Raw genomic sequence first — 26118 nt, forward strand, 5'->3', positions numbered from 1 at the left:
ACGGGAGGTGCGGCATGAGACAGAAACTCATCGTGATCGGCGCCGGGATGGCCTCGGGCCGGATGATCGAACATTTGGTCGAAACCAACCCCGATGCCTATGACATCACCCTTTTCAACGCCGAGCCGCGCGGCAACTACAACCGCATCATGCTCAGCCCGGTGCTCTCCGGTGAAAAGACCTATGAGGAAATCGTCACCCATGACGACGCATGGTATGCTGCGCATGGTGTGACCTGCCGGTTCGGTGAGCGTGTCGATCATATCGACTGTGCAGCGAAAACCGTCACCGCCGCCAATGGCGACGTGCTGCCCTATGACAAGCTGGTCTTTGGCACCGGCTCGAACCCCTTTATCATCCCGCTGCCGGGCCATGACCTGGAAGGCGTGATTGCCTATCGCGATCTCGAAGATACCCAGCGCATGATGTCCATGACCACCGGCAACAAGGTCGTCGTGATCGGCGGCGGGCTGCTCGGGCTCGAGGCGGCCGCAGGCATGGCCGCACGCGGGGCCGATGTGACCGTGGTTCATATCATGGGTCACCTCATGGAACGCCAGCTTGACGAGGCGGCGGGCTATCTGCTGCGCAAGGCGCTGGTGGACAAGGGCATTACCGTGCGGTGCAGCGCCAACTCCAAGGAAATCCTCGGCGAAAACGGCCATGTCCGCGCGCTCTTGCTCGACGATGGCACCGAACTGCCCTGCGACCTGCTGGTCATGGCCGTCGGCATTCGCCCGAACACCAAGCTCGCCGCCGATAATGGGCTGGCCGTCGGGCGCGGTATTCATGTGGACGACCAGATGGTGACCTCGGATGAGGATATCCTCGCCGTCGGTGAATGTGTCGAACATAATGGCGCGATCTTTGGTCTGGTCGCACCGCTTTACGATCAGGCAAAAGTGGCCGCAGCAACCCTGCTGAACGAAGCCGCCGCCTTCGAGCAGAAAGAGCTTTCGACCAAGCTCAAGGTAACCGGTTGCGATCTCTTCTCGGCGGGCGATTTCGCCGAAGGGGAGGGACGTGAAGACATCGTCTTCCGTGATCCGGGCCGAGGCGTCTATCGCCGTCTCGTGGTCGAGGACAACCGCATCGTCGGCGCGGTCATGTATGGCGACACTGCCGACAGCAACTGGTTCTTCGGCCTGATCCGCGACAAGACGGATATCGCCGAGATGCGCGAAACGGTGATCTTTGGCCCTGCCTATCAGGGAGGTGCCCCGCTGGACCCTTTAGCGGCCGTTGCAGCCTTACCGCCTGAGGCGGAAATCTGTGGCTGCAACGGCATCTGCAAGGGCAAGATCGTCGAAGCGATCGAGGGTGGCGCGACCGATCTTGGCGCGGTCCGGGCGGTCACCAAGGCCAGCAACTCTTGCGGCACCTGCACCGGTCTCGTCGAACAGGTGCTCGCCGTCACGCTGGGCGATGACTTCGTCCTGCCCACGGCCCAGCCGATCTGTGGCTGCACCGATCTCACCCACGAGGACGTGCGCCGCATGATCAAAAGCCAGGAGCTGAAATCCATGGCTGCGGTCTGGCAGGAATGCGCGTGGAAAACCGTCGATGGCTGCCACGTCTGCCGCCCGGCGCTGAACTATTACCTGCTCGCGGACTGGCCGATTGAATACAAGGACGACCCGCAAAGCCGGTTCATCAATGAACGCAAACACGCCAACATCCAGAAGGACGGCACGTTTTCGGTTGTGCCGCGCATGTGGGGCGGCATCACCAACGCCCGCGAGTTGCGTGCCATCGCCGATGCCGCGGACAAGTACAACGTGCCGACCGTCAAGGTCACCGGTGGCCAGCGCATCGATCTTCTGGGCGTCAGGGGAGAGGACCTTCCCGCCATGTGGGCCGATCTGAACGCGGCGGGCATGGTCTCCGGCCACGCCTATTCCAAGGGGCTGCGCACGGTGAAAACCTGTGTCGGCACCGAACACTGCCGATTTGGCACGCAGGACAGCACCGGGCTTGGCATCAAGCTGGAAAAGGCGCTTTGGGGGTCATGGACACCTCACAAGGTCAAGATGGGCGTTTCGGGCTGCCCCCGGAACTGCGCCGAGGCGACCTGCAAGGACGTCGGCATCGTCTGTGTCGACAGCGGCTACCAGATCGGCGTCGGCGGCGCGGCGGGCATGGACCTCAAGGAAATCCAGCCGCTGGCGCAGGTCGCAACCGAGGAAGAGGTGATGGCGCTCACTATCGCCTTTGTCCAGCTTTACCGCGAAAACGCCAAGTATCTCGACCGCCCCTACAAGTTTATCGCCAAGGTCGGGCTCGACTGGATCAAGAAACGCATCGTCGATGATCTTTCCGAACGCGCCGCATTGGTCGAACGCTTCGGGATCTCGCAAAGCGTCTACCAGATCGACCCGTGGGCCGAACATGCCCAGACAAAAGCGGAAACTTATCAACCGCTTGCGAACCTCACGCTGGAGGCCGCGGAATGAGCGACTGGATCGATATCGCCCCGCTCGACGACGTGCCCCAGCGCGGGGCGCGGGTGGTCAAGACCCGCGCGGGCTGCGTTGCAGTGTTCCGCACGGCCGATGACAAGGTCTTTGCGCTCGACAACACCTGCCCGCATAAAAAGGGTCCGCTGGCCGAGGGCATCGTGCATGGTGCCGCCGTCACCTGTCCGCTGCACAACTGGGTCATCTCGCTTGAAACCGGGCTGGTTCAGGGGCCGGACGAAGGGCAGGTGACGACCTATCCCGCGCGCGTCGAACACGGCCGCATCCTGCTGGACGGCGCGTTCCTGCGCGCCCGTTCGGCGGCATGAGCACGCGCACCACATGCCCCTATTGCGGCGTTGGCTGCGGGGTTATGGCCGCGCCCGACGGCACGATCAAGGGCGACCCAAAGCATCCGGCCAATCTCGGCCGGCTCTGCTCCAAAGGCGCGGCGCTGGGCGAGACCATTGATCTCAAGGGCCGTCTTCTCTCCCCCCGGATCGGTGGCAGGGACGCAAGCTGGGACGAGGCGCTCGATCTCATAGCGACCCAGTTCAGCGCCGCGATCCGCGCCTACGGGCCGGACTCGGTCGCCTTCTATGTCTCGGGCCAGTTGCTGACCGAGGATTACTACGTCGCAAACAAGCTGATGAAAGGTTACATCGGCTCGGCGAATATCGACACGAATTCAAGACTTTGCATGGCGTCGTCGGTCGCCGGACACAAACGCGCCTTTGGCACGGACACCGTTCCCGGCACTTATGAAGACCTCGATCAGGCCGACCTCATCGTGCTGGTCGGCTCCAACCTCGCGTGGTGCCACCCGGTCATGCACCAGCGTATCTCGGCGGCCAAGGCGTCACGGCCCCACATGCGCGTCGTCAATATCGATCCGCGCCGCACCGCCAGCTCGGACCTGGCCGACTTGCACCTGCAAATCGCGCCCGACGGTGACGCCGCGATCTTCAACGGTCTGCTGGCGCATCTCGCCAAGACCGGCCACCTAAACCACACCTATCTAACCGAGCACGTAATCGGCTTCGACGCGGCCCTCGCTAGCGCCCGCGCCACCAGCACCGCCGCCACCGGCCTTTCCCCTGATGAGCTCGCCCAATTCTACACCCTCTGGGCCAGCACGGAAAAGACCGTCACGATCTATTCGCAAGGGGTGAACCAGTCCGGCTGCGGCACCGACAAGGTCAACGCGATCATCAACTGCCACCTCGCGACGGGCCGCATCGGTCGTCCCGGCATGGGGCCGTTCTCGGTCACCGGGCAACCCAACGCGATGGGCGGGCGCGAGGTTGGCGGGCTGGCCAATATGCTCGCCAACCATCTCGACATCGAAAACCCCGATCATCGCTCCGCCGTGCAACAGGCATGGAACAGCCCGACCATTTGCACGACGCCAGGTCTCAAGGCGGTCGACCTGTTCGATGCCTGCGAAAGCGGGCGGATCAAGGCGCTCTGGATCATGTCGACCAACCCGGCCGTCAGCCTGCCTGATGCTGACCGGGTGGCGCGGGCCATCGCTCGCGTGCCCTTTACCGTTGTGAGCGACATCATGGCACGCACCGACACGGGCGATCTGGCCGATGTGCTGCTGCCCGCTGCTGGCTGGGGAGAAAAGAACGGCACCGTCACCAATTCCGAACGCCGCATCTCGCGCCAGCGGGCCTTTCTGCCGGTGCCGGGACAGGCGCGCCCCGACTGGCGGATCATCTGCGACGTGGCCGCCCGCATGGGCTGGGCGGATGCTTTTGCCTACCGCTTGCCTGCCGAGATTTTCGACGAATATGCCCGGCTTTCCGCGCTGGGTCCAAGGTTTGGACGCGATCTCGACCTGACCGGTCTCGCCGGGCTGGGCGAGGCAGGCTACGAAACCCTATCCCCGGTGCAATGGCCGGTCCCGGCAAGCGGGCAGGGGGCTAAGCGCTTCTTTGCAAAGGGCGGATTCTACCACGCGGACGGTAAGGCCCGCATGGTGGCGATCACCCCGCCCGAACCTGACAGCCGCGACGGTTTCCGCCTCAACACCGGGCGCATCCGCGACCAATGGCACACGATGACCCGCACCGGAAAATCCCCGCGCCTTGCCGCCCATCTGGCGGAGCCCTTCGTGGAAATCCACCCAAAGGACGCAGCCGAAATCGGCGTAAAACCCGCCGACATCGTTCAGATCAGCGCCACCAACGGCGGCAGTGGTCTCTTCCGCGCGCTTGTCTCACCCAAGGTGCGCCGGAACGAGATCTTCGCCCCGATGCACTGGACCCGGCAGCGCAGCTCGGCGGCATGGGTAAACAGCTCGGTCGGCGCGGTCTGCGACCCGGTCTCGGGCCAGCCCGCGCTCAAGGGCGCGCGCGTGGATGTCGCGCGGTTCGACGCCAGATGGTACGCCTTTGTCGCCGCCGATACCGACCTGATCCCCGGTTTCGCCTATTTCGCCGCATCGCCGACCCCCACCGGCGCCCGTGCCGAACTCGCAGGGACCACGGATATTTCGGACGACGCGGAATCCGTGCTGCGCGCCGTGACCGGGATCACCGGCGGCACCGCCAGTCAGTTTCGCGATACGGCCACGGGCCAGACCCGCGTGGCGATCAGCGAAAACGGCATCCTGCGCGCGCTGCTCTTTGTAAGTAGCGAACCGGTGGCACTGGCACGCTCCCATGCCATCGAGTTGATCGGGACGGAAACCCCGCCGCTTCAGGCGCTTACCGGGCGTCCCTCGGCGGATATGCCCGACCCGGGCGCAATCGTCTGCTCCTGCATGTCGGTCGGCATCAACACCCTGCGCGACGCCATCGCCGCCGGGGCGCATGACGTCGAAACCCTCGGCAAGACCACCTGCGCAGGGACCAATTGCGGCTCCTGCAAACCCGAACTCGCGGCGCTGATCCTCGCGTCGAAAACCCCGCTCGCGGCTGAATAGCCCAATCTGAAAGGAAGCCGACATGAAGACATTCCCGATGTTCCTGCGCATGAACGGCCGGACGGTCGTGATTGCCGGTGGCGGTGAGCAGGCCGCGCAGAAATGCCGCCTGATCCTCAAGACCGAGGCAACCATTCGCCTTCTGGCCCCGGCACTCGATCCCGAACTCGCCGCGCTGCACCGCGCTGGCCGCGTCGAATGGGATGCCAGCCCTATCACCGAACAAAGCTTCAGCGGTGCCGCGCTTGCCTTTATCTGCACCGAATGCGCCGAAACCGATGCCGCGCTGCACGCTCTGGCCCGCGCCGCCGGGGTGCTGGTCAACGTGGTCGACCGGCCTGATTTTTGCGAGGCGATCACCCCCTCCATCGTTGACCGCGATCCGGTGGTTGTCGCCATCGGCACCGAAGGTACCGCGCCCGTTCTGGCACGCCAGATCAAGACCCGGCTGGAGGAAACGCTCGAACCGCGTCTGGGCGATCTTGCGGCGCTTGCAGGCCGGCTCCGCGACCTCGCGGCAACGCGCCTCTCCCCTCGCGCGCGCCGCGACCTCTGGGCGTGGGTGTTTGGAGGAGAGGTCCGCCGCACCCATGCCCGGGGAGAGGAAGCCCATGCCGCCCTCAAGATCAAACAGGCCATCGAAACCGGCGAGATCCCGACCGAATGCACCGCGCCGGTGGCCCTGGTCGGGGCAGGGCCGGGGTCGAGCGACCTGATCACCCTGCGCGGCGTCAAACGCCTGCAAGAGGCCGATATCATCTTTTACGACCGGCTGATCGACCCGGAAATCCTTGAACTCGCCCGCCGCGATGCCGAACGTGTTTATGTGGGCAAGGCACCGGGCTGCCATTCATGGCCGCAGGACCGTATCAACAGCGTGCTGGTCTCCGCCGCCCGTCAGGGCAAGCGCGTGGTGCGCCTGAAATGCGGCGATCCCGGTGTGTTTGCCCGCGGGGCTGAAGAGGCCGACGCCCTGCGCGAGGCCGGCATCGACTATGAAATCGTCCCCGGCGTCACCTCGGCAAGTGCTGCGGCAGCGGCGCTTGGTGGTTTCCTCACTGAACGCGGACGCACGGATTCGCTCGTCCTCACCACCGCGCGGCGGCGCGAGGGGGATGAAGGCGCCAACTGGCTTTCCCATATCCGGCAGGGAAGCAACGTCGCCGTCTATATGGGCGTGCAGGCCGCGCCCGAGATTCAGGCCACGCTGGAAGATGCCGGTCTGGCCGATGCGGTCGCGGTCCGGATCGTGAGCAACGCGCAGCGCGCCAGCCAGCAGATCGTAACCTGCCGCGCCGATACGCTGGCGGACACGATCACGCGCGAGAATGTGGCCAACCCTGCCATCATCTTCCTCACGCAAGATCGTCCGGCTACGCACGCAAGGCTCACCCTGCCGATGCGGACGGCACCGGACCTCTCGGTCGTCGCCTGACCCGGCACCGCCCCCGCGCTTTCCAGTGGCGGATCCGCTTTTTTCGCGCTAGGCAAAGGACATGCGCAATAATGGATCCGCACCTTGTCGCTGACGGTCATCTGGTCCGCCTTTCTCGGGGTACTCGCCGTCATCATTGTCGGCCTCTGCGTCTGGCGTGCGATCAGCTCGGCCCGGACGCCTCAGGGCGCGGTGGCATGGGTAATCTTCCTGTTGGCCGCCCCGTGGTTCGGCGTGCCCGCCTATATGGTCTTTGGCCATCACAAGCTGCATTCCTATACCGAATCCCGCCGCCGCTCGCGCCGGTTGATCAGCGAACGCCTCTCGGCCGAACCGGTGTCGCCCGATTCCGCCAACCCCGACTCGCGGCTTTTCCGGTTTGAACGGCTGGTGCGCATGCCGGTGGTCGCCGGTAACGATGTGCGCCTGTTGATCGACGGGGAAGAGACCTTTAACGCGATCTTTGCTGCCATCGACGCGGCCGAGACCTATGTGCTCGTGCAGTTCTACACCATCGCCGACGACGATCTTGGCAACGCGCTGGCGGATCGTCTTATTGCAGCGACCGAGCGTGGTGTAAATGTGCGAGTGATCTGCGACGGGGTCGGCAGCTACGGGCTGCCCCGAAGCTACCAGCAAAGGCTGGTCGAAAACGGCGTGCGTTTTCTCGACCCGAGCGAGAACCGCGGCCCCAGCTCGCGTCGGCACATCAATTTCCGCAACCACCGTAAGACCGTGGTGATCGACGGCAGCATCGGTTTCATCGGCGGCCATAACGTGTCGGATACCTATGTCGGCGCAGATTCGCATTACGGGCACTGGCGCGACACCCATCTCGCGCTTCGCGGGCCAGTGGTCAGCCAGCTCCAGCTTGGCTATGCGGAAGACTGGCACTGGGCCTCGGGCGATCATATCACCGACGATCTCATGTGGGCGCCCGAGGCCGAACCCGCCAACGTCGAGGCGCTGACCCTGCTGATGGGGCCTAGCGACGAAATCGACACCGGGGCGCTGTTCTATTTCTCGGCCATCAATGCCGCGCAAAGCCGGGTGTGGATTGCCTCGCCCTATTTCGTGCCGGATATCGATTCCCTCTCGGCGCTCAAGGCGGCGGCGCTGCGCGGCTGCGACGTGCGGATCATGGTGCCGAATACGCCCGATCACTATCTCACTTGGCTCGCGGCCTTTTCCTTCTTCGACGAAATCCGCGCCGTCGGGGTCAAGGTCTATCGTTACACCAAGGGCTTCCTGCATCAGAAAGTCGTGCTCATCGACGACGATGTTGCTGCAATCGGCAGCGCAAATTTCGACAATCGCTCTTTCCGGCTTAATTTTGAATCCATGATTCTGGTCCATTCTCCCGAGTTCGCGCAGGATGTGGCCCGGATGCTGGAGGATGACATGCAAGACAGCTATCTGCTGGAAAAGAACCTTTCCGCTCAGAAACTCTATATCCGGATCGGCGCGCCGGTGGCGCGGCTGCTCAGCCCGATCCTCTGATCGCAAGCACAAGGTCAGAGGTATGAAGATCGTCAGTTACAATATTCGCAAGGCCGTGGGGCGCGACCGCCGTCGCCGCCCGGCGCGCATTCTTCAGGTGTTGAACGACATCGCGGGCGACGTGGTGATCCTGCAAGAGGCTGATCTGCGCCTTGGCGCACGCCCCTCGGCCCTGCCGCGCAACCTGATCGAGCGTGAGACGGATTATGTCGTGGCCGAACTTGGTACGGATGTCAGCCTTGGCTGGCACGGGAATGCGGTGCTGGTGCGGCGCGACCTGCCGATTGAGGCGACCGAACAGTTCGAGTTGCCGGGGCTCGAACCGCGCGGCGCGGTGATGGTCTCGGTGGCGGGCCTCGTGCTGGTGGGCGCGCATCTCGGCCTGCTGCGCGTCTGGCGTCAGCGGCAGATGAATGCCATCCTGCAACATCTTGGCGATCACCGGGATCATGCGCTGGTCGCGGGCGATTTCAACGAATGGTCCGGCTCCGCCGGTTTCGAACCGTGGGAGGGGCGGCTGAACGTGGTCTCTCCCGGTTTCAGCTTTCACAGCGCGCGACCCATCGCCCGGCTCGACCGTTTTGCCCATGGTCCGTCCCTGCGCATCGCGAAAATGGGCGTCGTGCGCGACGGTGCGGCGCGGCTTGCCTCGGATCACCTGCCGGTCTGGGCGCAGGTCGAAACGGTGGATGCCGTTAAAGAGTGAACCACAAGCCCGGCCTCTGCGTATCATTCTGAAAGCAGGAGCCATTCATGACCGTCATCATTCTTTACATCATCACCTTCGCCGTCTTCCTCGGACTCGATATGCTGGGGCTTCGCTACATCGTAAAACCGACTTTTGAACGTGACATCGGCGAGATGCTGCTCGACAGCCCGCGTTTCGGACCGGCCGTCGTGTTTTACGCCTTCTACGTGGCCTGCCTGCTCTGGTTCGTCAGCTGGCCCGGCATCACGCAGGACAAACCGCTCCTCTGGGTGTTCGGTTCAGCGGCGCTGATCGGCGCACTTGGCTACGGGACCTACGAATTCACCAATCTCGCGACCCTGCAGGGGTGGAGCTGGCGCATGGTCGCGACAGACCTGACATGGGGCACCTTGCTGACAGGGACTTCGGCAACCATCGGCGTGCTGGCCACCCGGGCCATCACCGGTGGCCAGGCAGGCTAACGCCGGGTCAGAGCGCCAAAGACGGTGGTGATGGAAAAGATCACCGCCGCCGCGCAGACGATGCTCGGGCCGGTGGGGGCGTCGAGAATGAAGGCCGCCCAAAGCCCGCCAAGCGCGGAACAAGCCCCGATCAGGGCGGCCACCACGGCCATCGCTTCGGGGGTGCGCACAAGCGGACGGGCCGCCGCCGCAGGGATCACCAGCAGCGCGGTGATCAGCAGAACGCCAACCACCTTGATCGCCACCGCCACCACCAGAGCCAAAGCCAGCGTCAGGCCAAGCTCTTCGCGTCGCGGGTCGATCCCGCTGGCCCGCGCCAGGTCGGGGTTCAGCGTCGCCATCAAAAGCGGCGACCAGCGCCAGAAGGTCAGTCCCAGAACCAGCAGAACGCCGCCCCAGATGGTCAGCAGGTCCATCCGGCCCACCGCAAGGATGTCCCCGAAAAGGAATGACATCAGGTCAAGCCGAACATCCGTCAGCAACGACACCGCCACCAGCCCGGCGGCCAGCGCGGTATGGGCGGTCACGCCAAGAACCGTATCGACCGCGTAACCACGCCCGGTCAAAAGCGTCACGCAGCTTGCCATCGCCAGCGCCGCCAGCAGGATCATCGGCACAAGCGGCAGGGACAGGGCCAGCGCCAGCGCCACCCCAAGCACCGCCGCATGGGCCGTTGCCTCACCGAAATAAGCCATCCGTCGCCAGATCACGAAACAACCCAGCGGTGCGGCGGCAATCGCGACGCCCAGCCCGGCCAGTGCCGCGCGCACAAGGAAATCGTCCAGCATCAGTGGCTGCTTTCGTGGTGGTGATGGTCGTGATCATGCGGGTGGTCATGACCGTGATGCCCATTTTCGTGGACATGATCGTGGCTGTGACTGTGCTGGTGGCGGTAAAGCGCCAGCGCCCCTTGCGTACCGGTGCCGAACAGGGCCCGGTATTCCGGCGCGCTGGCGACGATCTCGGGCGCGCCCTGGCAACAGATATGCCCGTTCATGCAAAGCACCCGGTCGGACGCCGCCATCACCACGTGCAGGTCATGGCTTACCATCACCACCGCACAGCCCAGTGCCTCGCGGACGTCCGCGATCCGCTGGTAGAACGCCGCGGAACCGGGCTGGTCCAGCCCCTGCGTCGCCTCGTCCAGCAGCAAAAGCTGGGGCCGCTCAAGAAGCGCCCGGGACAGCAGAACGCGTTGCAATTGTCCGCCCGACAGGTCGGTCATCTGCCGGTTGCCCAGATCCGCTACCTCGGCCGCTTCCAGCGCTTCCTGCAGGCGCGCGCGGCCCGGATTGCGGGGCAGGGCAAGGAAACGCAGCACAGTCAGCGGCAGGCTCGCATCAATCGCAAGCTTCTGCGGCACATAGCCTATGCGCAGCCCCGGCGCGCGCCGGATGTCGCCGCTCTCAAGCGGCACCGCCCCGATCAGGGCCTTGAGAAACGACGACTTCCCAGATCCGTTCGGCCCGACAATCGTCACGATCTCGCCCGGCTGGATCGCCACCGACACGTCCTGCAGCACCATCCGCCCGTCCAGCCGGATCGAGACATGCTGCGCTTCGATCACCGGCGATGCGGCGGCAGTCATGCGGCGGCCCCGGTGCAGTTCGGACAGAGGCCCTCCGCTTCGACCACGACCTTTTCGATGGTGAACCCGGCGCTGGCCGCCGCCTGCCCAAGCCGGCCCTGTGCGATACCCGTATCGGTCTCGGCCACCGCCTTGCAGGTCCGGCAGATCAGAAAGGCCGGAACATGCTCGTGATCCAGATGCGCGCAGGCGGTATAGGCGTTCAGGCCCTCGATCCGATGTGCAAGCCCATGTTTTACAAGGAAATCCAGCGCCCGGTAGACCACCGGCGGCTGCGAACCCAGCCCCTCCGAGGACAGAACTTCTAGGATGTCATAGGCGCCCATCGCCCGGTGTTCGTGTAACAGGATCTCAAGCACCCGCCGGCGCACCGGGGTGAACTGCAGCTTTTGCTGCGCGCAGATATCCGTCGCGATTCCAAGCGCGTCGGAAATACAGGCGTCATGGTTATGTGAATCGAATCCGATGGTCTTCATGCTCGGAATCTCCTCTCCGGGTCAACTTCACGTATTGATATGTTATAACATCACGGTTATCAAGCGGTCCTGTCGAAGAATAAGGAGACTCAGGATGATCCGCAAACCGCTGGCGCTTGCATGTGCCATTGCAGCCGCACCGGCAATCGCCGAAACGCCGCAGGTCGCAACCGACATCGCTCCGATCCATTCGCTTGTCGCGATGGTCATGGGCGATCTGGGCACGCCGGATCTGATCGTGACGCCCGGCGCTTCTCCGCATACCTACGCGCTGCGCCCGTCACAGGCGCGGGCGCTTCAGAACGCCGATCTCGTCGTCTGGGTCGGGCCCGAGCTGACGCCATGGCTGTCGAAACCGCTCGCCTCCCTTTCCGACAGCGCCAGTGAACTGGCCCTGCTGAAGGTGGACGGGCTCGAATTGCTCGAGTTCCGAGATCACTTCGAACGTGCAGAGGGCGGGGCGGATCACGGGCACGATGACCATGACCACGAAGAGCATGAACATGACGGGCACGATCACGCAGATCACGACCATGACGATCACGACCATGACGATCACGACCACGATGACCATGATCACGCCGAACATGATCACGAAGAGCATGATCACGATGAGCATGCCGAGCACGACCATGCAGAGGGCGGGCACCACCACGAAGGCACCGATCCGCACGCCTGGCTCGATCCGGAAATTGCCCGCGCCTGGCTTGCCGCGATTGCAACGGAACTGGCCGAGCTTGACCCCGATAATGCGGAAACCTACGCGACCAATGCCGCCAGTGCAGATAAGGCGCTCGAAGAGCTTGAAAGCCGCATGACCGGCCAGCTTGAAAGCCTCGGATCAATCGAGTTCGTGACGCTTCACGATGCCTTCCAGTATTTCGAGCATCGGTTTGACATTCACTCGACCGGCGCGGTCAGCCTTGGCGATGCAGCCGACCCCGGTCCGGCACGGCTCAAGCAGTTCAGGGAAAAGGTGACGGCAGGCGGGCTGTCCTGCGCCTTTGCCGAACCGCAGTTCGACACCCGTCTGCTCGACGCGATGCTGGACGGGCAGGGGATCGAGATCAAGACGCTCGATCCGCTTGGCAGCGCGCTGCAACCGGGACCGGCGCTTTATCCGCAGCTTTTGGAAGAGATGGCCGAAACCATCGTGTCCTGCGCCAAGTCCTGAACCGAGGCGCACACCTACAGCAATAGAAAGGCCCCCAGTCGCGGGGGCCTTTTCACATGTCTCACATCAGGTCAGACCGCAATCTTGCCGCCGCCCTGTCTGGTCACGACAACGACCGACGGGCGCGGCGGCATGTTCGGGTCGAAATCGGGCCAGCGGGTGGCCGGGTCCTCGAATGTCGATTCCCGCTCGAAGCCTTTGAAATCCTTGGTGCCGTCGGTGCCCGGGTGCTGCACCGAAAGAAAAAGCGTCTCGCCATCGCCGGTAAAATACGGCCCGCAGATCTCGCCGCCCACCGGGCAGCGGAAGAATAGCCGCGACAGCCCGCGCTGCTCGCCTTCGGTTTCAAGCGCGTAAAGCCCGTCCGACTTGCCGGTCTTCGCCCAGTCGTCGCCCTGATCGGTCGCAATCCAAAGCCGCCCATCCGCGTCGATGGCGCAATTGTCGGGGCAGCCGAACCAGCCATTCGCCGAGGTCTCGGGGTGCCATTCCGCCCCCACCTCGGCCAGCGTGGGATCGCCGCATTTGACGACGATCGACCATGTGCCGCTTTCGGCCGCATGGTCGCCACCGGCTTCCTTGATTTCGATGATATGACCAAAGCGTGACTTGCGGCGCGGGTTCGCCGCGTCGATCTGCCCGGCCTTACGCCGTGAATTATTCGTCAGCATGACAAAGGCAGTGCCATCGCCGCGCGGCTGCACATCCTCGGGGCGATCCATCGGCGTCGCGCCAAGAACATCCCCCGCCCGGCGCGCGTCGATCAGTACGTCGCCCTGATCGTTGAACCCGTTCTCGGCGGTCAGCGGGCCTGTACCATGCACCAGCGGCATCCAGACAATGCTGCCATCCTCGTCAAACCGCGCGACGTAAAGCACGCCATCGCTCAGCAGGGCGGAATTGGCGGCGGCGTCGTCCGAAACGGTGCCGGTCGAGACATATTTGTAGATATAGTCGAACCGGTTGTCGTCACCGGAATAGACAACCAGCCGACCTTCGGCAGAGACGGTGGTTTCGCAGCCCTCGTGGCAAAACCGGCCCAGAGCCGTGTGCTTGACAGGCATCGCGTCGGGGTCGCGCGGATCGACCTCGACCACCCAGCCGAACTTGTTCGGCATGTTCGGTTCCTTGTCGATGTTGAACCGGTCATAATACTGCCCCCAGTTGAACCACATGCCCGGCACGCCATAGCGGTCATAGGATGCGGCTTCCGGCAGGGTTTCATCCAGTTCTAGATTGCCTGCGGCATCGAACCTGTCGGTCCAAAAATACCCGTGGAAATTCTCTTCTGCCATCAGGTAGGTGCCCCAGGGCGTCATGCCGCCCGCGCAGTTGTTGAGCGTCCCGATAACACGCGTGCCGGTCGGGTCATCGTTCGTCTGCAAACGTGCGTGCCCGGCAGCGGGACCGTCCAGCATCATTTCGGTGTTCAGCGGGGTGATGCGGCGATTATACCGACTGTCGCGTACCAGCGCCCATTTACCATCAGCTCCCCGCGCGATTTCGACCACCGTGCCGCCATGCGCGGCCATCTCGATATCGACCAGCTCTTTCGTCATATCGGCATAGGCCACTTTGTCCTGCCGTCCGATGCCGGGGAACATGACCTCTTCATTGGTGTATTCGTGGTTAACGCAGAGCAACCCGCGTGCGCCGTCGTCGTCCAGCGGAGTAAAGCCCACGTAATCGTTGTTATACCCGAACTGCTTCAACTGCGCCTCGGCGCTCTGGTTCATCACGTCAAAGGCCGGCGCGTCCGCGGTGATCGGATCGCCCCAGCGCAGCAGCACATCGGCATCGTAGCCTTTGGCGATATGGTGGTGTTCGTCGTTGCCCAATGTCAGCTCTTCGAAATCATAGCGTGGCCCATTCGGTTTGGCGCCTGCCTGACGCGGCGCGACGATGGCCGAGGTACCAAAGAGCGCGGTCGTGGCGGTCACCGCCAGTGCACCGCGCAGCAGATCGCGACGGCCATAGCGGGCGTTGATGACATCGCCGATGGTGCGGATCAGGTTCGGGTTGGTGGGAACGTCATCATAGGCTTCGAAAGCTTCCGCTTTGTTGCCGAATTCCGGGTCTAGGAAAAAGGATTCGCGATCCATATGCCGGCTCCGTCACTTGGCTGCGATTGGACTCTCAGGTTAGGCAGAGAATCCCCGGAGTATTCTATTCGTCAGTCGGTAACGCCATGATGATGAACTCTGTCTTCTCTTTTCGACAGGCGGACATGTGACGCAGGCCCAGAGGGCATTCCCGCGTAGCTTAGCCCACTTTCAGCCGGAATGTCTGACGGATGTCATACAGAGGGTGTACAGGGGGGTGTACAGCTTGTGCATCGCATTTTTGGGGCTTTTGGGGTATTCAGCCACCGATTGACGCGTCAGAAAGCGATCCGGTCGGCAATCGCATCAATTCCGGCTTGGGCACAGACATCGTCAAGATCGGGACCTGGCGCGCCCGATACACCGATGCCGCCGACGATGCTGCCATTACCTTGGTAAACCACCAGCCCGCCGCCCAGCGGCAGAGCCTCGCTCAACTGACGTATCCCGGCTGAGGGTTTGCCCGGCTCGGTTGCTACCGCGAGTTCGGACGTCGAGGTGCGAAAGCTGACAGCGGTCCAGGCCTTGCGGCGGGAGGTTTCGTAGACATGAAGCCCGGCAAAGCGGTCGCGCAGGAAAACCTGCGGAATGCCCGAGCGGTCCACGACCGTCACGCCCACCTGGTATCCCTGATCGCGGCACGTGGTCATGGCCGCCTCGGCCATCTCGAGGGCAAGCTCGGGCTTCAGCACCTCCTCGCTCACGAAAGGGCTGTCGTCGGCCGCCGCAAACGGGACGTGGCAAAAGGCGAACAGCGTCGCCGCGATAAGCGTTCTCACGATTTTTCCCCCGTAAAATCAGTGTTCTGTGTCAGAATATTCGTCAGCATCGGCCAGAAGAAATCGGCGCCCGGATAGCCTTCGATACGGGCAAGTTCCTTGCCGTCTTCAACCAGCAGAAAGGTCGGCGTGAACGCGACACGGCGGTCGATTTCGAGATCTTCCGGCATGTCGTTGATGTCCACGCGGCGCAGCGGCGCAAAGCGGCCCTCGGCGGTTTTGGAATAGGCGGGCGCGATTTCGGCGTTCCAGCGTGCGCACCAGATACAGCCTTTTTCCTCGACCATGACAAGCTCGGCCGCGACGGCAGCAAAGGGAAAGGTCAGGACGGCGACAATCGCGATCCCAAGTCGGGTTATCCCTGCATGCATCAAGGCCTCCATCCCGCCGATGGTGCTTGCGTCGACGGAAAGGTAAACATATTTCCGGAGGCTCATGAATTCAAGCTGCCTGCGATGCTGGGCGGGGAGGCGGGCAATGCTGGACATATCCTATTTAGGCGCGCTTTTCGCGGGTTTACTCAGCTTTTTCACGCCCTGCGTGCTGCCGATGGTGCCGTTCTACCTGTCCTACATGGGCGGGCTGTCGATGGCCGAATTGCGCGGCGATGGAGAGATCGCGCCCGGGGCGCAGCGGCGTCTTCTGCTGTCCTCGGTGCTGTTCGCGCTTGGCGTGACGACAGTTTTCGTGCTCTTGGGCATGGGTGCGACGGCGCTGGGATCGCTTTTCGGCCAGTACCTTACGCCGCTTTCCTACGTGGCGGCCGCGATCCTTGTGGTCTTTGGCCTGCACTTCCTCGGGGTGATCCGCGTGCCGCTTCTGTACCGCGAAGCCCGGCTGGAGAGCAGCGCCGAACCCAGTACGTTGATCGGCGCCTACCTGATGGGGCTGGCCTTTGGATTTGGCTGGACGCCCTGCGTCGGCCCGGCGCTGGCCTCGATCCTGATGATCGCAAGCGGCATGGGCGATATCTGGCGCGGCGGGCTGCTGCTTTTGGTATATGGGATTGGAATGACGGCACCTTTCGTGGTGGCGGCCCTATTCGCGAAACCCTTTCTTGCCTGGGTGCAACGCCATCGCGCGGCCTTTGCCTGGGTGGAAAAAGGTATGGGCGTGATGCTGATCGTCTTTGCCGTGCTGATCGCCACCGGGAGCGTAAACGTGATCGCCGATGCAATGATCCGTTGGTTTCCGGGCTTTCTCAGCATAGGATAGGCCCAGCGAAGGAGGAGCCACATGAAACATCTGCTTGCAGCCACTCTTGCCCTGTTGCTGATTTCACCGGCCCATGCGGTCGAGATGGGCGATGACGGTCTGCATAAGACCGACTGGATGCGCGACACCTTCAAGGACCTGCGCGAGGATCTGGCCGAGGCTAACGAAGAAGGAAAGCGACTGGTGCTTTTCTTTGAACAGCGCGGCTGCATCTACTGCACCAAGATGCACACCGAGGTTTTCCCGAGACCCGAGATCGACAGCTATATCCGCAAGAACTACTTCGTTGTGCAGCTTAACCTTCACGGTGACACGGAAGTGACGGATTTCGATGGCGAGGCGATGAGCGAAAAAGACATGGCCCGGCGGTGGAACGTTATGTTCACGCCAACCATTATGTTTATGCCGGAAGAGGTACCCGAAGGCGAGACAGCCGCGCAGGCGGCGGTGGCGGTGATGCCCGGCGCCTTTGGACCCGGCACCACGATCGACATGTTTACTTGGGTGAACGAAAAACGTTATGAACTTGACGATGGAGAGGATTTCCAGCGCTACCATGCGCGGCGCGTCAAAGAGCGCGACGATGGGCGCACGGATTGAGACATGGATCACAAGGCAGAACGGCCGGATCCTGATGCGACTGAGGGGACACCAATGAAAACGCTGAACCTGGCCGCCGCAGCGGCACTTGGCCTTATTGCAACGATGGCCGCCGCCGATGGCGTCGTGGCCCCCGCCGACGTGGTCTTTGAGGACGGGGCCGTCGAACAGTCCCTGACAGGTGCGCCGGGCAATGCCGCCAACGGGCCTGATATCATGAACAAGGGCGCGGGCAATTGCATCGCCTGCCACGAGGTCTCGGCGCTTGCCGATCTGCCGTTTCAGGGCACGGTCGGCCCGTCGCTTGACGGTGCCGGCAGCCGCTGGAGCGAGGCGCAGCTGCGCGGGATCGTCGCCAATGCCAAGGAAATGTTCTATGAATCGATGATGCCGTCGTTCTACAAAACCTCGGGCTACATCCGGCCCGGGGATGAGTTTACCGGCAAGGCCGCATCGGAACCGCTTCCGCCGATGCTGAGCGCGGAAGAGATCGAGGATGTCGTCGCCTTTCTCATGACGATGAAGGATGAGTAGACCCCGCGCCAGCGCCGGTCACCTGTTTGCAAGGAGTCACACAATGGAATTCTCACGACGCGAAACGCTCGCCCTCGGGGCAGGGGCCGCCGCTCTGAGCATGCTGCCGCTGCGGGGCTTTGCCGCGACGGCCGATGAAATGATCGCCGAATTCACCGGCGGCGCCGATCTGGCGCAGGACGGGGTCACGCTGACCGCGCCCGAGATCGCCGAAAACGGCAATACCGTGCCGATCGAGGTTTCGGCCCCGGGCGCCAGCGAGATCCGGGTCTATGCCACGGGCAACCCGACACCGCCGGTTGCGGCATTCGCCTTTGGCCCGCTGGCCGGCAGCCGCGCGGCCTCGACCCGTATCCGTCTGGCAGAAACGCAGAATGTCGTCGCCGTGGCCAAGCTGGAAGATGGCAGCTTTGCCCAGTCGACAAAGCTGATCAAAGTTACAATCGGCGGCTGTGGCGGTTGATCCGCGCACCTCAATCGAAAGGATAAAATCATGGCATCCGGTGTAAAACCCCGCGTCAAGGTTCCCTCGAGCGTTTCGGCGGGCGAGGTCATCGAGATCAAGACCCTGATCAGCCACAAGATGGAAAGCGGTCAGCGCAAGGACGATGACGGCAACACCATTCCGCGTTCGATCATCAACCGTTTCACCTGCACCTTCAACGGCGAAACGGTGATCGACGTGACGATGGAACCGGCGATTTCGACCAACCCGTATTTCCAGTTCGAGGCGACCGTACCCGAAGCGGGCGAGTTCGTGTTCACGTGGTACGATGACGACGGCTCGGTCTACGAAGAGAAGAAATCCGTCACTATTGGCTGATCCGGTTCACCGGTCCGGCGGGAGGGCAAGATGAAGAATATTTATCCACTGACGGCGATTGCATCGTCTTTTCTTATCGCGTTTGGCGCACCTGCTATGGCGGATGAAGACGCCAAGCTAGTGGTCAATGGTGAGATCGAGATGGTCACCGAGACAGCCGCGCCGTCGCATCTGGAAGGTCTGGATACGATCTATTCGGGGTGGAAATACCGCACCGATGAAACCCAGGCGTTGCAGATGGATGATTTCGACAACCCGGCCTTTGTCTTTGTCGATCAGGCGATGGACGCTTGGGACAAGGTCGAAGGCTCGGCGGAGAAATCCTGCTCCTCCTGTCATGGCGACGTGATGGAATCGATGAAGGGCGTGCGGGCGGTCTATCCCAAGTGGAACGAGGAAGCGGGCGAAGTGCGCACGCTGGTCACGCAGATCAACGCCTGCCGGACCGAGCAGATGGGCGCGGAACCCTGGGGCTATACCAGCGGCAAGATGGCATCGATGGAGGCGCTGATCAGCGTGCCGTCGCGCGGCATGCCGGTGGATGTGGCAATCGACGGACCTGCACAATCCATGTGGGCCAAGGGCAAAGAGCTGTATTACACGCGCTTTGGCCAGTTGGAACTTAGCTGCGCGAATTGCCACGAAAACAACTATGGCAACATGATCCGTGCCGATCACCTTAGTCAGGGGCAGGTCAACGGGTTCCCGGTGTACCGACTGAAGAATACCAAGCTGAACACCGCCCATGCACGGTTCAAGGGCTGCGTGCGCGACACGCGGGCCGAGACCTTCAATCCGGGCAGCGAAGAGTTCATCGCGCTTGAGCTTTACGTGGCAAGCCGCGGTAACGGTCTGTCGGTCGAAGCGCCGTCGGTGCGTAACTGATCACGTCCCCGTCGTGACGCGGCGGGGCGGTTTTGTGCCGCCCCCAGCGGGCGCGACGGGAGTAATTTTATGATTTCACGACGAGATTTCCTGCAAGCGTCGATGGCTGCTTCGGCGTTGATCGGCGGCTCGGGCTTTGGCAACTGGTCGCGACTGGCCGCGCAACAGGCGCTGACGCAGGATCAATTGCTGGAATTCGACAGCTTCGGCAATGTTACGCTGATCCACGTGACCGATATCCATGCCCAGCTAAAACCGATCTACTTCCGCGAACCCGAGGTGAACATCGGTGTCGGCCCGAACCGGGGCGAGGTGCCGCATGTGACGGGTGCCGCTTTTCGCGCGCTTTACGGGATTGAGGATGGCAGCCCGTCGAACTACGCCCTGACCTATGATGACTTTACCGCTCTGGCCAAAGGCTATGGCCGGATGGGGGGGCTGGACCGGGTGGCGACCGTGATCAACAGCATCCGCGCCGACCGTCCCGAGGCCCTGCTGCTGGACGGAGGCGATACCTGGCACGGGTCCTACACCTGCCATCACACGGCGGGCCAGGACATGGTCAACGTGATGAACGCCCTGCGGCCTGACGCGATGACCTTTCATTGGGAATTCACGTTGGGCAGCGACCGCATTCAGGAACTGGTCAGCGGCCTGCCTTTCGCGGCGCTGGGCCAGAACATTTTCGACGCGGAATGGGATGAACCCGCTGAACTGTTCAAACCTTACGAATTTTTCGAGCGCGGCGGTGTAAAGATTGCCGTGATCGGGCAGGCCTTTCCTTACACGCCAATTGCCAATCCGGGCTGGATGTTCCCCGAGTATTCGTTTGGCATTCGTGACGAACACATGCAGGAAATCGTCGACGAGGTTCGGGCGCAAGGGGCGGGACTTGTTGTTTGCCTGTCGCACAACGGCTTTGACGTGGACAAGAAAATGGCCGGCATCGTGAAGGGGATCGACGTGATCCTGACCGGTCATACTCATGATGCGTTACCCGAACCGGTGCTGGTGGGCGACACCATCCTGATCGCGTCCGGTTCTAACGGGAAATTCGTAAGCCGCGTCGATCTCAACGTGCGCGACGGCCAGATGATGGGATTTCGCCACAGGTTGATCCCTATCTTTTCCGACGTCATTACGCCCGATCCAGAGATGGCGCGGCTGATCGATGAACAGCGTGCGCCCTTTGAACCCGAGTTGCGCGAAGTGATCGGACAGACCGACTCGCTGCTGTACCGGCGGGGTAACTTCAACGGCTCGTGGGACGATCTGATCTGTGACGCGCTTCTGTCCGAGCGCGATGCCCAGATCGCGTTGAGCCCCGGCGTACGCTGGGGGCCAAGCCTGATCCCCGGGCAGGACATCACGCGGGAAGATATCTGGAACGTCACCTCGATGAGCTATCCCGAGGCCTATCGCAGCGAGATGACCGGCGAATTCCTGAAGGTCGTGCTCGAGGATGTGGCCGATAACATCTTTAACCCAGATCCCTATTATCAGCAGGGTGGTGACATGGTGCGGACCGGGGGGCTGTCCTATGCCATCGATATTTCCAAACCACAGGGAGAGCGGATCTCCGACCTCACCCTGTTGAGCACCGGTGAGGCGATCGATCCGGAGAAATCCTATGTGGTCGCCGGATGGGCCAGCGTGAACGAAGGCACCGAAGGACCGCCGATCTGGGATGTGGTCGAAAATCATATCGCCGGGCAAGGTACCGTTCATGTTGCCGATAGGGACAATGTGAAAGTCACGGGCGGATAGACCTGAAGCCGGGCGATTCTGCGCGATTGGCCCGTCTTGCGACCCGTCCGGCGGCACAATTTCGCGTAAGTAATATAATTGTGTCCTCTGCGTGAACCTAATTAACCATGCAGTCATACAGCTATGCGTTGATCCGAACGCAGGAGAACAGAAAGCGCGCTCCCCCTTGCAGGCCCCTCAGGGCGAGCATAAGACTCATGTGACGCTTCGTCGGGTATCCTCCCGCTTGATCCATAAATAGAGGCAGACCGAAATGTTCGATCCCGTTGACACCTACATGAACCTCGTCCCGATGGTGGTTGAGCAGACCAGCCGCGGCGAACGTGCCTATGATATTTTTTCGCGCCTGCTGAAGGAGCGGATCATCTTTATCAACGGGCCTATCCACGACGGGATGAGCCATCTGGTCGTTGCGCAGCTGCTGCATCTCGAGGCAGAGAACCCGTCGAAGGAAATCAGCCTGTACATTAACTCACCGGGCGGTGTGGTGACGTCGGGCCTGTCGATTTACGATACGATGCAATACATTAAGCCAAAGGTTTCAACCCTTTGCATCGGTCAGGCCGCCTCGATGGGATCCGTTCTTCTTGCCGGTGGTGCGCCGGGTATGCGCTTCTCGCTGCCCAACAGCCGTATCATGGTGCACCAGCCGTCGGGCGGCTATCAGGGCCAGGCGTCGGATATCATGATCCACGCGGCCGAGACACAGAAACTAAAGGATCGGTTGTACGACATCTACGTCAAGCATACGGGTCAGACCAAGAAAGCAGTGGAAAAGGCGCTCGACCGCGACAATTTCATGTCCCCCGAAGAAGCCAAGGAATGGGGCCATATCGATGAGATCGTGGAGAGCCGGGAAGAGGCCGCAGAGGCTAAAAGTTAATATCGTCGCTTTTTGACGCACTCGGAAACACCGGCCCGCGAGCGACATAATTTGCGATTGTGGTGCCCGGTTGGCTGTCCTAAGCTGGATGCGAAGTGGGTGGACCTGTCCCGAACTCGGGGCGCGACGATGATCTATCGAAGCCGAAAGGTATAGTATGGCAACGAATTCAGGCGGCGACAGCAAGAACACACTTTACTGTAGTTTTTGCGGCAAAAGCCAGCACGAGGTGCGCAAGCTGATTGCGGGTCCGACCGTGTTCATCTGTGATGAATGCGTCGAACTCTGCATGGACATCATCCGCGAAGAAACCAAAGCATCGGGGCTCAAGTCCACCGACGGGGTCCCGACCCCGAAGGATATCTGCGATGTGCTCGATGATTACGTGATCGGTCAGGCGACGGCCAAGCGGGTCCTCTCCGTGGCCGTTCACAACCACTACAAGCGACTGAACCATGCCCAGAAAGCTGGCAGCGATATCGAGCTCGCAAAGTCCAACATTTTGCTGATTGGCCCGACGGGCTGCGGCAAGACCCTGCTGGCGCAGACGCTGGCGCGGATTCTGGACGTGCCGTTCACCATGGCGGACGCAACCACGCTTACCGAAGCCGGATACGTGGGTGAAGATGTCGAGAACATCATTCTCAAGCTGCTTCAGTCGAGCGAATACAATGTCGAACGCGCGCAGCGCGGCATCGTTTATATCGACGAGGTCGACAAGATCACCCGCAAGTCCGAAAACCCCTCGATTACCCGCGACGTTTCGGGCGAGGGCGTGCAGCAGGCGTTGCTCAAGCTGATGGAAGGCACCGTGGCTTCTGTTCCGCCGCAGGGCGGGCGCAAGCATCCGCAGCAGGAGTTCCTGCAGGTGGACACCACGAACATCCTGTTCATCTGCGGCGGCGCCTTTGCCGGACTGGACAAGATCATTGCTCAGCGTGGCAAGGGAAGCGCAATGGGCTTCGGTGCCGATGTGCGCGACAATGACGAACGTGGCGTGGGCGAAGTGTTCAAGGACCTCGAACCCGAAGATCTGCTCAAATTCGGCCTGATCCCGGAATTCGTTGGTCGTCTGCCGGTTCTCGCGACGCTCGAAGATCTGGATGAAGATGCGCTTGTCACGATCCTGACCCAGCCCAAGAACGCGCTGGTAAAGCAGTACCAGCGTCTTTTCGAACTGGAAGATACCGAGCTGACCTTTACCGACGATGCGCTGACCGCCATCGCCAAGCGTGCCATCGAACGCAAAACCGGCGCACGTGGGCTTCGCTCGATCCTCGAGGACATCCTGCTCGATACCATGTTCGACCTTCCCGGGCTCGACAGCGTGACCGAGGTGGTCGTCAACGAAGAGGCCGTCACATCCGACGCCGCACCGTTGATGATCCACGCGGACACCGAGAAAGACTCGGCCTCGGCGGGTTAAGAAATGTCCATCCGGCGGATACATTCTGGCGGAGCATTTGAATCCAAAGTTGGATATTGCAGGGCCGTCGTCGCTGGCGGCCTTGTTCATGTCGCGGGCACGGTGGGGCAGGGCGATGACGTCGTTGCCCAGTGTCGCGATGCTCTGAACATCATTGACCGCGCCCTGACCGAAGCGGGTGCTTCTTTTGCCGACGTGCTGCGTGTCACATACATGTTGCCGGATCGCGAAGAATTCGAACCCTGCTGGCCCGTGCTGCGCGAAGTATTCGGAGATAATCCGCCCGTGGCGACCATGATCGAATGCGGGTTGATCGATCCGAAATACCGGATCGAAATCGAGGTGACCGCGCTTTTGCCGGAGGAAAGCTAGGCTGCTTTTGCGACTCGAAAACGAGAGCAGCAACGAAGCTTTAACGTTCGCTTGCCTTGCTTGGGCCAAGCCTTGCCACAGGGTGCGTCCTCTTGGCTGGAACGGGGCTATTCTCTGGACCTCGGCGGTAAATTGAGCCATATCACGGAAAGACCTACGGAGATGCCTATGGGAATCCTGAATACTTTGCTGCGGGCCGTGACTTGGTGGAACGGACAGACACTCAACACCCAGATCTTTACCTGGCGCAAAGGCGTCAAGGTGGGCGAGGATTCGCAGGGGAACGTGTTCTACCGTAACGTCGACGACACCAAGCGCTGGGTCATCTTCAATGGTGAGATCGAAGCCAGCCGGGTTGATCCGGACTGGCATGGATGGCTGCACCGGACGTGGAAGCAGCCACCGACCGACAAACCCCTTGTTCACAAGGTCTGGGAAAAGCCGCACCAGGAAAACCTGACTGGCACCGATCTGGCCTATGCGCCTGCCGGTTCTATTCGCCGCATGAACCCGGTAGAGCGCAAGGACTACGAGGCTTGGAGCCCCGAATAAAGCCCTGACGGAGCATAACATGGCAAGCTACAACATCACCGAAGTCGTGACGGGCGGCGTCGTTCTCGCGGCTGCTGCCGCATTCGCGCTTTATGCGACCCAGACAACCGGTCTTGGCACGTCCACTTCCGGCTATGATCTTACCGCTTCGTTCCGTTCGCTCGAAGGCGTTTCGGTCGGGACCGATGTGCGTCTTGCCGGGGTAAAGATCGGAGCCGTGTCCGGCGTCGAACTCGATACGCAGACCTACCGCGCCGTGACGACCATCTCTGTGCGGGAAGGTATTGAAATTCCCGATGACAGTGCGGCCATTGTTGCCTCAGAGGGGCTGCTGGGTGGCAATTTCGTCGAGATCAATCCGGGCGGTTCGCTGGATTATTTCGCGCCTGGTGATGAAATTGAGGATACTCAGGGCGCTGTCAGCCTGATCTCGCTGCTCGTGCAGTTCGTTGCCGGCAGCGGAGGGGACTCGGAAGAGTGATCCGACTTATCGCCGCTGCGCTTCTGGCATTCGTACTGCCGGGCGAGGCCCATCTTCAGGATCGGGTTCAGGTCACCTCGGGGCAAGGCGCCGTACTGCGCGGGCTGGACAAGGTGAATGGCCAGACGGTCGATGTCGAAATATATTCCGGAGGCGGTCGCGCCGTTTTCGGTATGGAAGTCGAGCTTTCCGATTGTCGCTACCCGACGGATAACCCGACCGGCGATGCCTATGCCTATCTGACGATCCACGAGCCCGAAAAAGCCAGCGTCGCGTTTCGGGGCTGGATGATTGCCTCTGCCCCAGCGCTGAATGCGCTGGATCACAGTCGTTACGATATCTGGGTATTGCGCTGTATCACGTCCTGAGCTGACGGAATTTTGGGGGCGGTGAAATCCGCCTCGCGGCGCACAGCGTCTCTTAGCATACGGTGATAGGCGGCGCGGCTGATTTCCTGCCCCCCAAGCGATGCAAGATGAGCGGTGCTGAACTGGGTATCGAACAGCGTGAATCCCCCCTCGCGCAGCCGGTCCACGAGATAGGCAAGCGCGATCTTGGAGGCATCTGTGCGACGGGAAAACATGCTTTCGCCAAAGAAGGCCGATCCAAGCACCACCCCGTAGACGCCGCCGACAAGCTCCTGATCTTCCCAGACTTCAAGGGAATGCGCGTGGTTGTTGCGGTGAAGGGTGAGGTATTGCTCTCGGATGTCGGCATTTATCCATGTTTCGGCCCGATCCGCGCAGCCATCGACCACCCCGGCGAAATCCTCATCCGTCGAGATCCGAAAGGGGGTGCGGCGCATCTTGCGTGCGAGCGAACGGGAAATCCGGAAACCGTCGAGCGGAATGATGCCACGACGCTTGGGGTCGACCCAGAAGACGTCGGTATCTTCCCTATGCTCGGCCATGGGGAAGATACCAATGGAATAGCCTTCAAGAAGAAGTTCTGGAGTCAGTCTCATGGTT

General features: G+C 61.8%; 28 protein-coding genes. 21 read left to right on the forward strand and 7 right to left on the reverse strand.

What is annotated here, in order from left to right:
• Positions 1-14 precede the first annotated feature (14 nt).
• The 7 genes from nirB (at position 15) to ACU0FH_RS12930 (ending at position 9493) form a co-directional block, all read left to right on the forward strand.
• A complete protein-coding gene (nirB, locus tag ACU0FH_RS12900; protein ID WP_446195027.1) occupies positions 15-2453 on the forward strand; it encodes a nitrite reductase large subunit NirB in 2439 nt (812 codons plus the stop codon).
• Positions 2450-2785, forward strand: coding sequence for a nitrite reductase small subunit NirD (gene nirD, locus ACU0FH_RS12905; protein ID WP_446195028.1), 336 nt, complete (start codon positions 2450-2452; stop codon positions 2783-2785). The genes nirB and nirD overlap by 4 nt, the downstream gene beginning before the upstream one ends.
• Complete coding sequence (locus tag ACU0FH_RS12910; protein ID WP_446195030.1) at positions 2782-5388, forward strand: nitrate reductase; 2607 nt, start codon at positions 2782-2784, stop codon at positions 5386-5388. The genes nirD and ACU0FH_RS12910 overlap by 4 nt, the downstream gene beginning before the upstream one ends.
• A 22-nt stretch (positions 5389-5410) precedes the next feature.
• Positions 5411-6823 (forward strand): siroheme synthase CysG, encoded by a 1413-nt coding sequence (gene cysG, locus ACU0FH_RS12915; RefSeq protein ID WP_446195031.1) that lies wholly within the window; start codon positions 5411-5413, stop codon positions 6821-6823.
• An 84-nt stretch (positions 6824-6907) separates the two neighbouring features.
• Entirely contained in the window at positions 6908-8323 is a 1416-nt protein-coding gene (cls, locus tag ACU0FH_RS12920; RefSeq protein WP_446195032.1) for a cardiolipin synthase, read from the forward strand.
• A gap of 22 nt (positions 8324-8345) precedes the next feature.
• Positions 8346-9029 (forward strand): endonuclease/exonuclease/phosphatase family protein, encoded by a 684-nt coding sequence (locus ACU0FH_RS12925; RefSeq protein WP_446195034.1) that lies wholly within the window; start codon positions 8346-8348, stop codon positions 9027-9029.
• Positions 9030-9076: 47 nt separating this feature from the next.
• Entirely contained in the window at positions 9077-9493 is a 417-nt protein-coding gene (locus ACU0FH_RS12930) for a DUF2177 family protein (RefSeq protein ID WP_446195035.1), read from the forward strand.
• Here the strand turns inward: ACU0FH_RS12930 and ACU0FH_RS12935 are convergent.
• The 3 genes from ACU0FH_RS12935 to ACU0FH_RS12945 are packed head-to-tail and all read right to left on the reverse strand — an operon-like array spanning position 9490 to position 11557.
• On the reverse strand, positions 9490-10281 hold the full coding sequence (locus tag ACU0FH_RS12935; RefSeq protein ID WP_446195037.1) for a metal ABC transporter permease: 792 nt from the start codon (positions 10279-10281) through the stop codon (positions 9490-9492). The genes ACU0FH_RS12930 and ACU0FH_RS12935 overlap by 4 nt on opposite strands.
• On the reverse strand, positions 10281-11081 hold the full coding sequence (locus ACU0FH_RS12940) for an ATP-binding cassette domain-containing protein (protein WP_446195039.1): 801 nt from the start codon (positions 11079-11081) through the stop codon (positions 10281-10283). Before ACU0FH_RS12940 ends, ACU0FH_RS12935 begins: the two co-directional genes overlap by 1 nt.
• The gene (locus tag ACU0FH_RS12945) at positions 11078-11557 is read right to left on the reverse strand and encodes a transcriptional repressor (protein WP_446195041.1); all 480 of its coding nucleotides are present in this window, start codon (positions 11555-11557) and stop codon (positions 11078-11080) included. Before ACU0FH_RS12945 ends, ACU0FH_RS12940 begins: the two co-directional genes overlap by 4 nt.
• Positions 11558-11651: 94 nt before the next feature.
• Between ACU0FH_RS12945 and ACU0FH_RS12950 the strand changes: the two genes are divergently transcribed.
• The gene (locus ACU0FH_RS12950) at positions 11652-12731 is read left to right on the forward strand and encodes a zinc ABC transporter substrate-binding protein (protein WP_446195043.1); all 1080 of its coding nucleotides are present in this window, start codon (positions 11652-11654) and stop codon (positions 12729-12731) included.
• Positions 12732-12802: 71 nt separating this feature from the next.
• Here the strand turns inward: ACU0FH_RS12950 and ACU0FH_RS12955 are convergent, their stop codons facing one another.
• The 3 genes from ACU0FH_RS12955 to ACU0FH_RS12965 form a co-directional block, all read right to left on the reverse strand.
• Complete coding sequence (locus tag ACU0FH_RS12955; RefSeq protein WP_446195045.1) at positions 12803-14833, reverse strand: PhoX family protein; 2031 nt, start codon at positions 14831-14833, stop codon at positions 12803-12805.
• A gap of 278 nt (positions 14834-15111) precedes the next feature.
• Positions 15112-15612 (reverse strand): GlcG/HbpS family heme-binding protein, encoded by a 501-nt coding sequence (locus ACU0FH_RS12960; protein WP_446195046.1) that lies wholly within the window; start codon positions 15610-15612, stop codon positions 15112-15114.
• A complete protein-coding gene (locus ACU0FH_RS12965) occupies positions 15609-16049 on the reverse strand; it encodes a hypothetical protein (RefSeq protein ID WP_446195048.1) in 441 nt (146 codons plus the stop codon). Before ACU0FH_RS12965 ends, ACU0FH_RS12960 begins: the two co-directional genes overlap by 4 nt.
• A gap of 40 nt (positions 16050-16089) precedes the next feature.
• On the opposite strand from ACU0FH_RS12965, the gene ACU0FH_RS12970 reads away from it, so the two are divergent.
• From ACU0FH_RS12970 to ACU0FH_RS13030, 13 genes are all read left to right on the forward strand, one after another.
• Positions 16090-16827: a cytochrome c biogenesis CcdA family protein gene (locus ACU0FH_RS12970; RefSeq protein WP_446195049.1), complete on the forward strand. Its 738-nt coding sequence runs from the start codon at positions 16090-16092 to the stop codon at positions 16825-16827.
• Between the two features lie 21 nt (positions 16828-16848).
• The gene (locus tag ACU0FH_RS12975; protein ID WP_446195050.1) at positions 16849-17427 is read left to right on the forward strand and encodes a thioredoxin family protein; all 579 of its coding nucleotides are present in this window, start codon (positions 16849-16851) and stop codon (positions 17425-17427) included.
• A gap of 54 nt (positions 17428-17481) precedes the next feature.
• On the forward strand, positions 17482-17961 hold the full coding sequence (gene soxX, locus ACU0FH_RS12980) for a sulfur oxidation c-type cytochrome SoxX (RefSeq protein ID WP_446195051.1): 480 nt from the start codon (positions 17482-17484) through the stop codon (positions 17959-17961).
• Positions 17962-18004: 43 nt separating this feature from the next.
• Positions 18005-18424 carry a thiosulfate oxidation carrier protein SoxY gene (gene soxY / locus ACU0FH_RS12985; protein WP_088633439.1) on the forward strand — a complete coding sequence of 140 codons (420 nt, stop codon included), beginning with the start codon at positions 18005-18007 and terminating at the stop codon, positions 18422-18424.
• Positions 18425-18454: 30 nt separating this feature from the next.
• Positions 18455-18784 carry a thiosulfate oxidation carrier complex protein SoxZ gene (soxZ, locus tag ACU0FH_RS12990; RefSeq protein WP_088633438.1) on the forward strand — a complete coding sequence of 110 codons (330 nt, stop codon included), beginning with the start codon at positions 18455-18457 and terminating at the stop codon, positions 18782-18784.
• A gap of 30 nt (positions 18785-18814) precedes the next feature.
• The gene (soxA, locus tag ACU0FH_RS12995; RefSeq protein WP_446195054.1) at positions 18815-19669 is read left to right on the forward strand and encodes a sulfur oxidation c-type cytochrome SoxA; all 855 of its coding nucleotides are present in this window, start codon (positions 18815-18817) and stop codon (positions 19667-19669) included.
• A 69-nt stretch (positions 19670-19738) separates the two neighbouring features.
• A complete protein-coding gene (soxB, locus tag ACU0FH_RS13000; protein WP_446195056.1) occupies positions 19739-21436 on the forward strand; it encodes a thiosulfohydrolase SoxB in 1698 nt (565 codons plus the stop codon).
• A gap of 253 nt (positions 21437-21689) precedes the next feature.
• Complete coding sequence (locus tag ACU0FH_RS13005) at positions 21690-22319, forward strand: ATP-dependent Clp protease proteolytic subunit (protein ID WP_446195058.1); 630 nt, start codon at positions 21690-21692, stop codon at positions 22317-22319.
• 157 nt (positions 22320-22476) lie between these two features.
• The gene (gene clpX, locus ACU0FH_RS13010; RefSeq protein ID WP_446195059.1) at positions 22477-23745 is read left to right on the forward strand and encodes an ATP-dependent Clp protease ATP-binding subunit ClpX; all 1269 of its coding nucleotides are present in this window, start codon (positions 22477-22479) and stop codon (positions 23743-23745) included.
• 3 nt (positions 23746-23748) lie between these two features.
• Positions 23749-24117 carry a RidA family protein gene (locus ACU0FH_RS13015; RefSeq protein ID WP_446195060.1) on the forward strand — a complete coding sequence of 123 codons (369 nt, stop codon included), beginning with the start codon at positions 23749-23751 and terminating at the stop codon, positions 24115-24117.
• A 168-nt stretch (positions 24118-24285) separates the two neighbouring features.
• Positions 24286-24669: an NADH:ubiquinone oxidoreductase subunit NDUFA12 gene (locus ACU0FH_RS13020; RefSeq protein WP_238369388.1), complete on the forward strand. Its 384-nt coding sequence runs from the start codon at positions 24286-24288 to the stop codon at positions 24667-24669.
• 19 nt (positions 24670-24688) lie between these two features.
• Positions 24689-25150, forward strand: coding sequence for an outer membrane lipid asymmetry maintenance protein MlaD (gene mlaD / locus ACU0FH_RS13025; protein WP_446195061.1), 462 nt, complete (start codon positions 24689-24691; stop codon positions 25148-25150).
• Positions 25150-25518: a DUF2155 domain-containing protein gene (locus ACU0FH_RS13030; protein ID WP_446195606.1), complete on the forward strand. Its 369-nt coding sequence runs from the start codon at positions 25150-25152 to the stop codon at positions 25516-25518. Before mlaD ends, ACU0FH_RS13030 begins: the two co-directional genes overlap by 1 nt.
• On the opposite strand, the gene aat is transcribed toward ACU0FH_RS13030, so the two are convergent.
• On the reverse strand, positions 25482-26114 hold the full coding sequence (gene aat, locus ACU0FH_RS13035; RefSeq protein WP_446195062.1) for a leucyl/phenylalanyl-tRNA--protein transferase: 633 nt from the start codon (positions 26112-26114) through the stop codon (positions 25482-25484). The two genes, ACU0FH_RS13030 and aat, sit on opposite strands and share 37 nt — an antisense overlap.
• Positions 26115-26118: the final 4 nt, after the last annotated feature.

Source organism: Heliomarina sp. (genome assembly GCF_052826185.1).

Bases quoted from the DNA above. Each gene is read 5' to 3' on its own strand.
- soxA (WP_446195054.1), top strand. From the start codon at position 18,815: ATGAAGAATATTTATCCACTGACGGCGATTGCATCGTCTTTTCTTATC.
- ACU0FH_RS13015 (WP_446195060.1), top strand. From the start codon at position 23,749: ATGTCCATCCGGCGGATACATTCTGGCGGAGCATTTGAATCCAAAGTT.
- nirB (WP_446195027.1), top strand. From the start codon at position 15: ATGAGACAGAAACTCATCGTGATCGGCGCCGGGATGGCCTCGGGCCGG.
- soxB (WP_446195056.1), top strand. From the start codon at position 19,739: ATGATTTCACGACGAGATTTCCTGCAAGCGTCGATGGCTGCTTCGGCG.
- ACU0FH_RS12925 (WP_446195034.1), top strand. From the start codon at position 8,346: ATGAAGATCGTCAGTTACAATATTCGCAAGGCCGTGGGGCGCGACCGC.
- ACU0FH_RS12940 (WP_446195039.1), bottom strand. From the start codon at position 11,081: ATGACTGCCGCCGCATCGCCGGTGATCGAAGCGCAGCATGTCTCGATC.
- cysG (WP_446195031.1), top strand. From the start codon at position 5,411: ATGAAGACATTCCCGATGTTCCTGCGCATGAACGGCCGGACGGTCGTG.
- ACU0FH_RS13020 (WP_238369388.1), top strand. From the start codon at position 24,286: ATGGGAATCCTGAATACTTTGCTGCGGGCCGTGACTTGGTGGAACGGA.
- ACU0FH_RS12975 (WP_446195050.1), top strand. From the start codon at position 16,849: ATGAAACATCTGCTTGCAGCCACTCTTGCCCTGTTGCTGATTTCACCG.
- ACU0FH_RS12970 (WP_446195049.1), top strand. From the start codon at position 16,090: ATGCTGGACATATCCTATTTAGGCGCGCTTTTCGCGGGTTTACTCAGC.
- ACU0FH_RS12930 (WP_446195035.1), top strand. From the start codon at position 9,077: ATGACCGTCATCATTCTTTACATCATCACCTTCGCCGTCTTCCTCGGA.
- ACU0FH_RS12910 (WP_446195030.1), top strand. From the start codon at position 2,782: ATGAGCACGCGCACCACATGCCCCTATTGCGGCGTTGGCTGCGGGGTT.
- soxY (WP_088633439.1), top strand. From the start codon at position 18,005: ATGGAATTCTCACGACGCGAAACGCTCGCCCTCGGGGCAGGGGCCGCC.
- clpX (WP_446195059.1), top strand. From the start codon at position 22,477: ATGGCAACGAATTCAGGCGGCGACAGCAAGAACACACTTTACTGTAGT.
- ACU0FH_RS12965 (WP_446195048.1), bottom strand. From the start codon at position 16,049: ATGAGCCTCCGGAAATATGTTTACCTTTCCGTCGACGCAAGCACCATC.
- ACU0FH_RS12950 (WP_446195043.1), top strand. From the start codon at position 11,652: ATGATCCGCAAACCGCTGGCGCTTGCATGTGCCATTGCAGCCGCACCG.
- soxX (WP_446195051.1), top strand. From the start codon at position 17,482: ATGAAAACGCTGAACCTGGCCGCCGCAGCGGCACTTGGCCTTATTGCA.
- ACU0FH_RS12955 (WP_446195045.1), bottom strand. From the start codon at position 14,833: ATGGATCGCGAATCCTTTTTCCTAGACCCGGAATTCGGCAACAAAGCG.
- ACU0FH_RS12945 (WP_446195041.1), bottom strand. From the start codon at position 11,557: ATGAAGACCATCGGATTCGATTCACATAACCATGACGCCTGTATTTCC.
- aat (WP_446195062.1), bottom strand. From the start codon at position 26,114: ATGAGACTGACTCCAGAACTTCTTCTTGAAGGCTATTCCATTGGTATC.
- nirD (WP_446195028.1), top strand. From the start codon at position 2,450: ATGAGCGACTGGATCGATATCGCCCCGCTCGACGACGTGCCCCAGCGC.
- ACU0FH_RS13005 (WP_446195058.1), top strand. From the start codon at position 21,690: ATGTTCGATCCCGTTGACACCTACATGAACCTCGTCCCGATGGTGGTT.
- ACU0FH_RS12935 (WP_446195037.1), bottom strand. From the start codon at position 10,281: ATGCTGGACGATTTCCTTGTGCGCGCGGCACTGGCCGGGCTGGGCGTC.
- mlaD (WP_446195061.1), top strand. From the start codon at position 24,689: ATGGCAAGCTACAACATCACCGAAGTCGTGACGGGCGGCGTCGTTCTC.
- soxZ (WP_088633438.1), top strand. From the start codon at position 18,455: ATGGCATCCGGTGTAAAACCCCGCGTCAAGGTTCCCTCGAGCGTTTCG.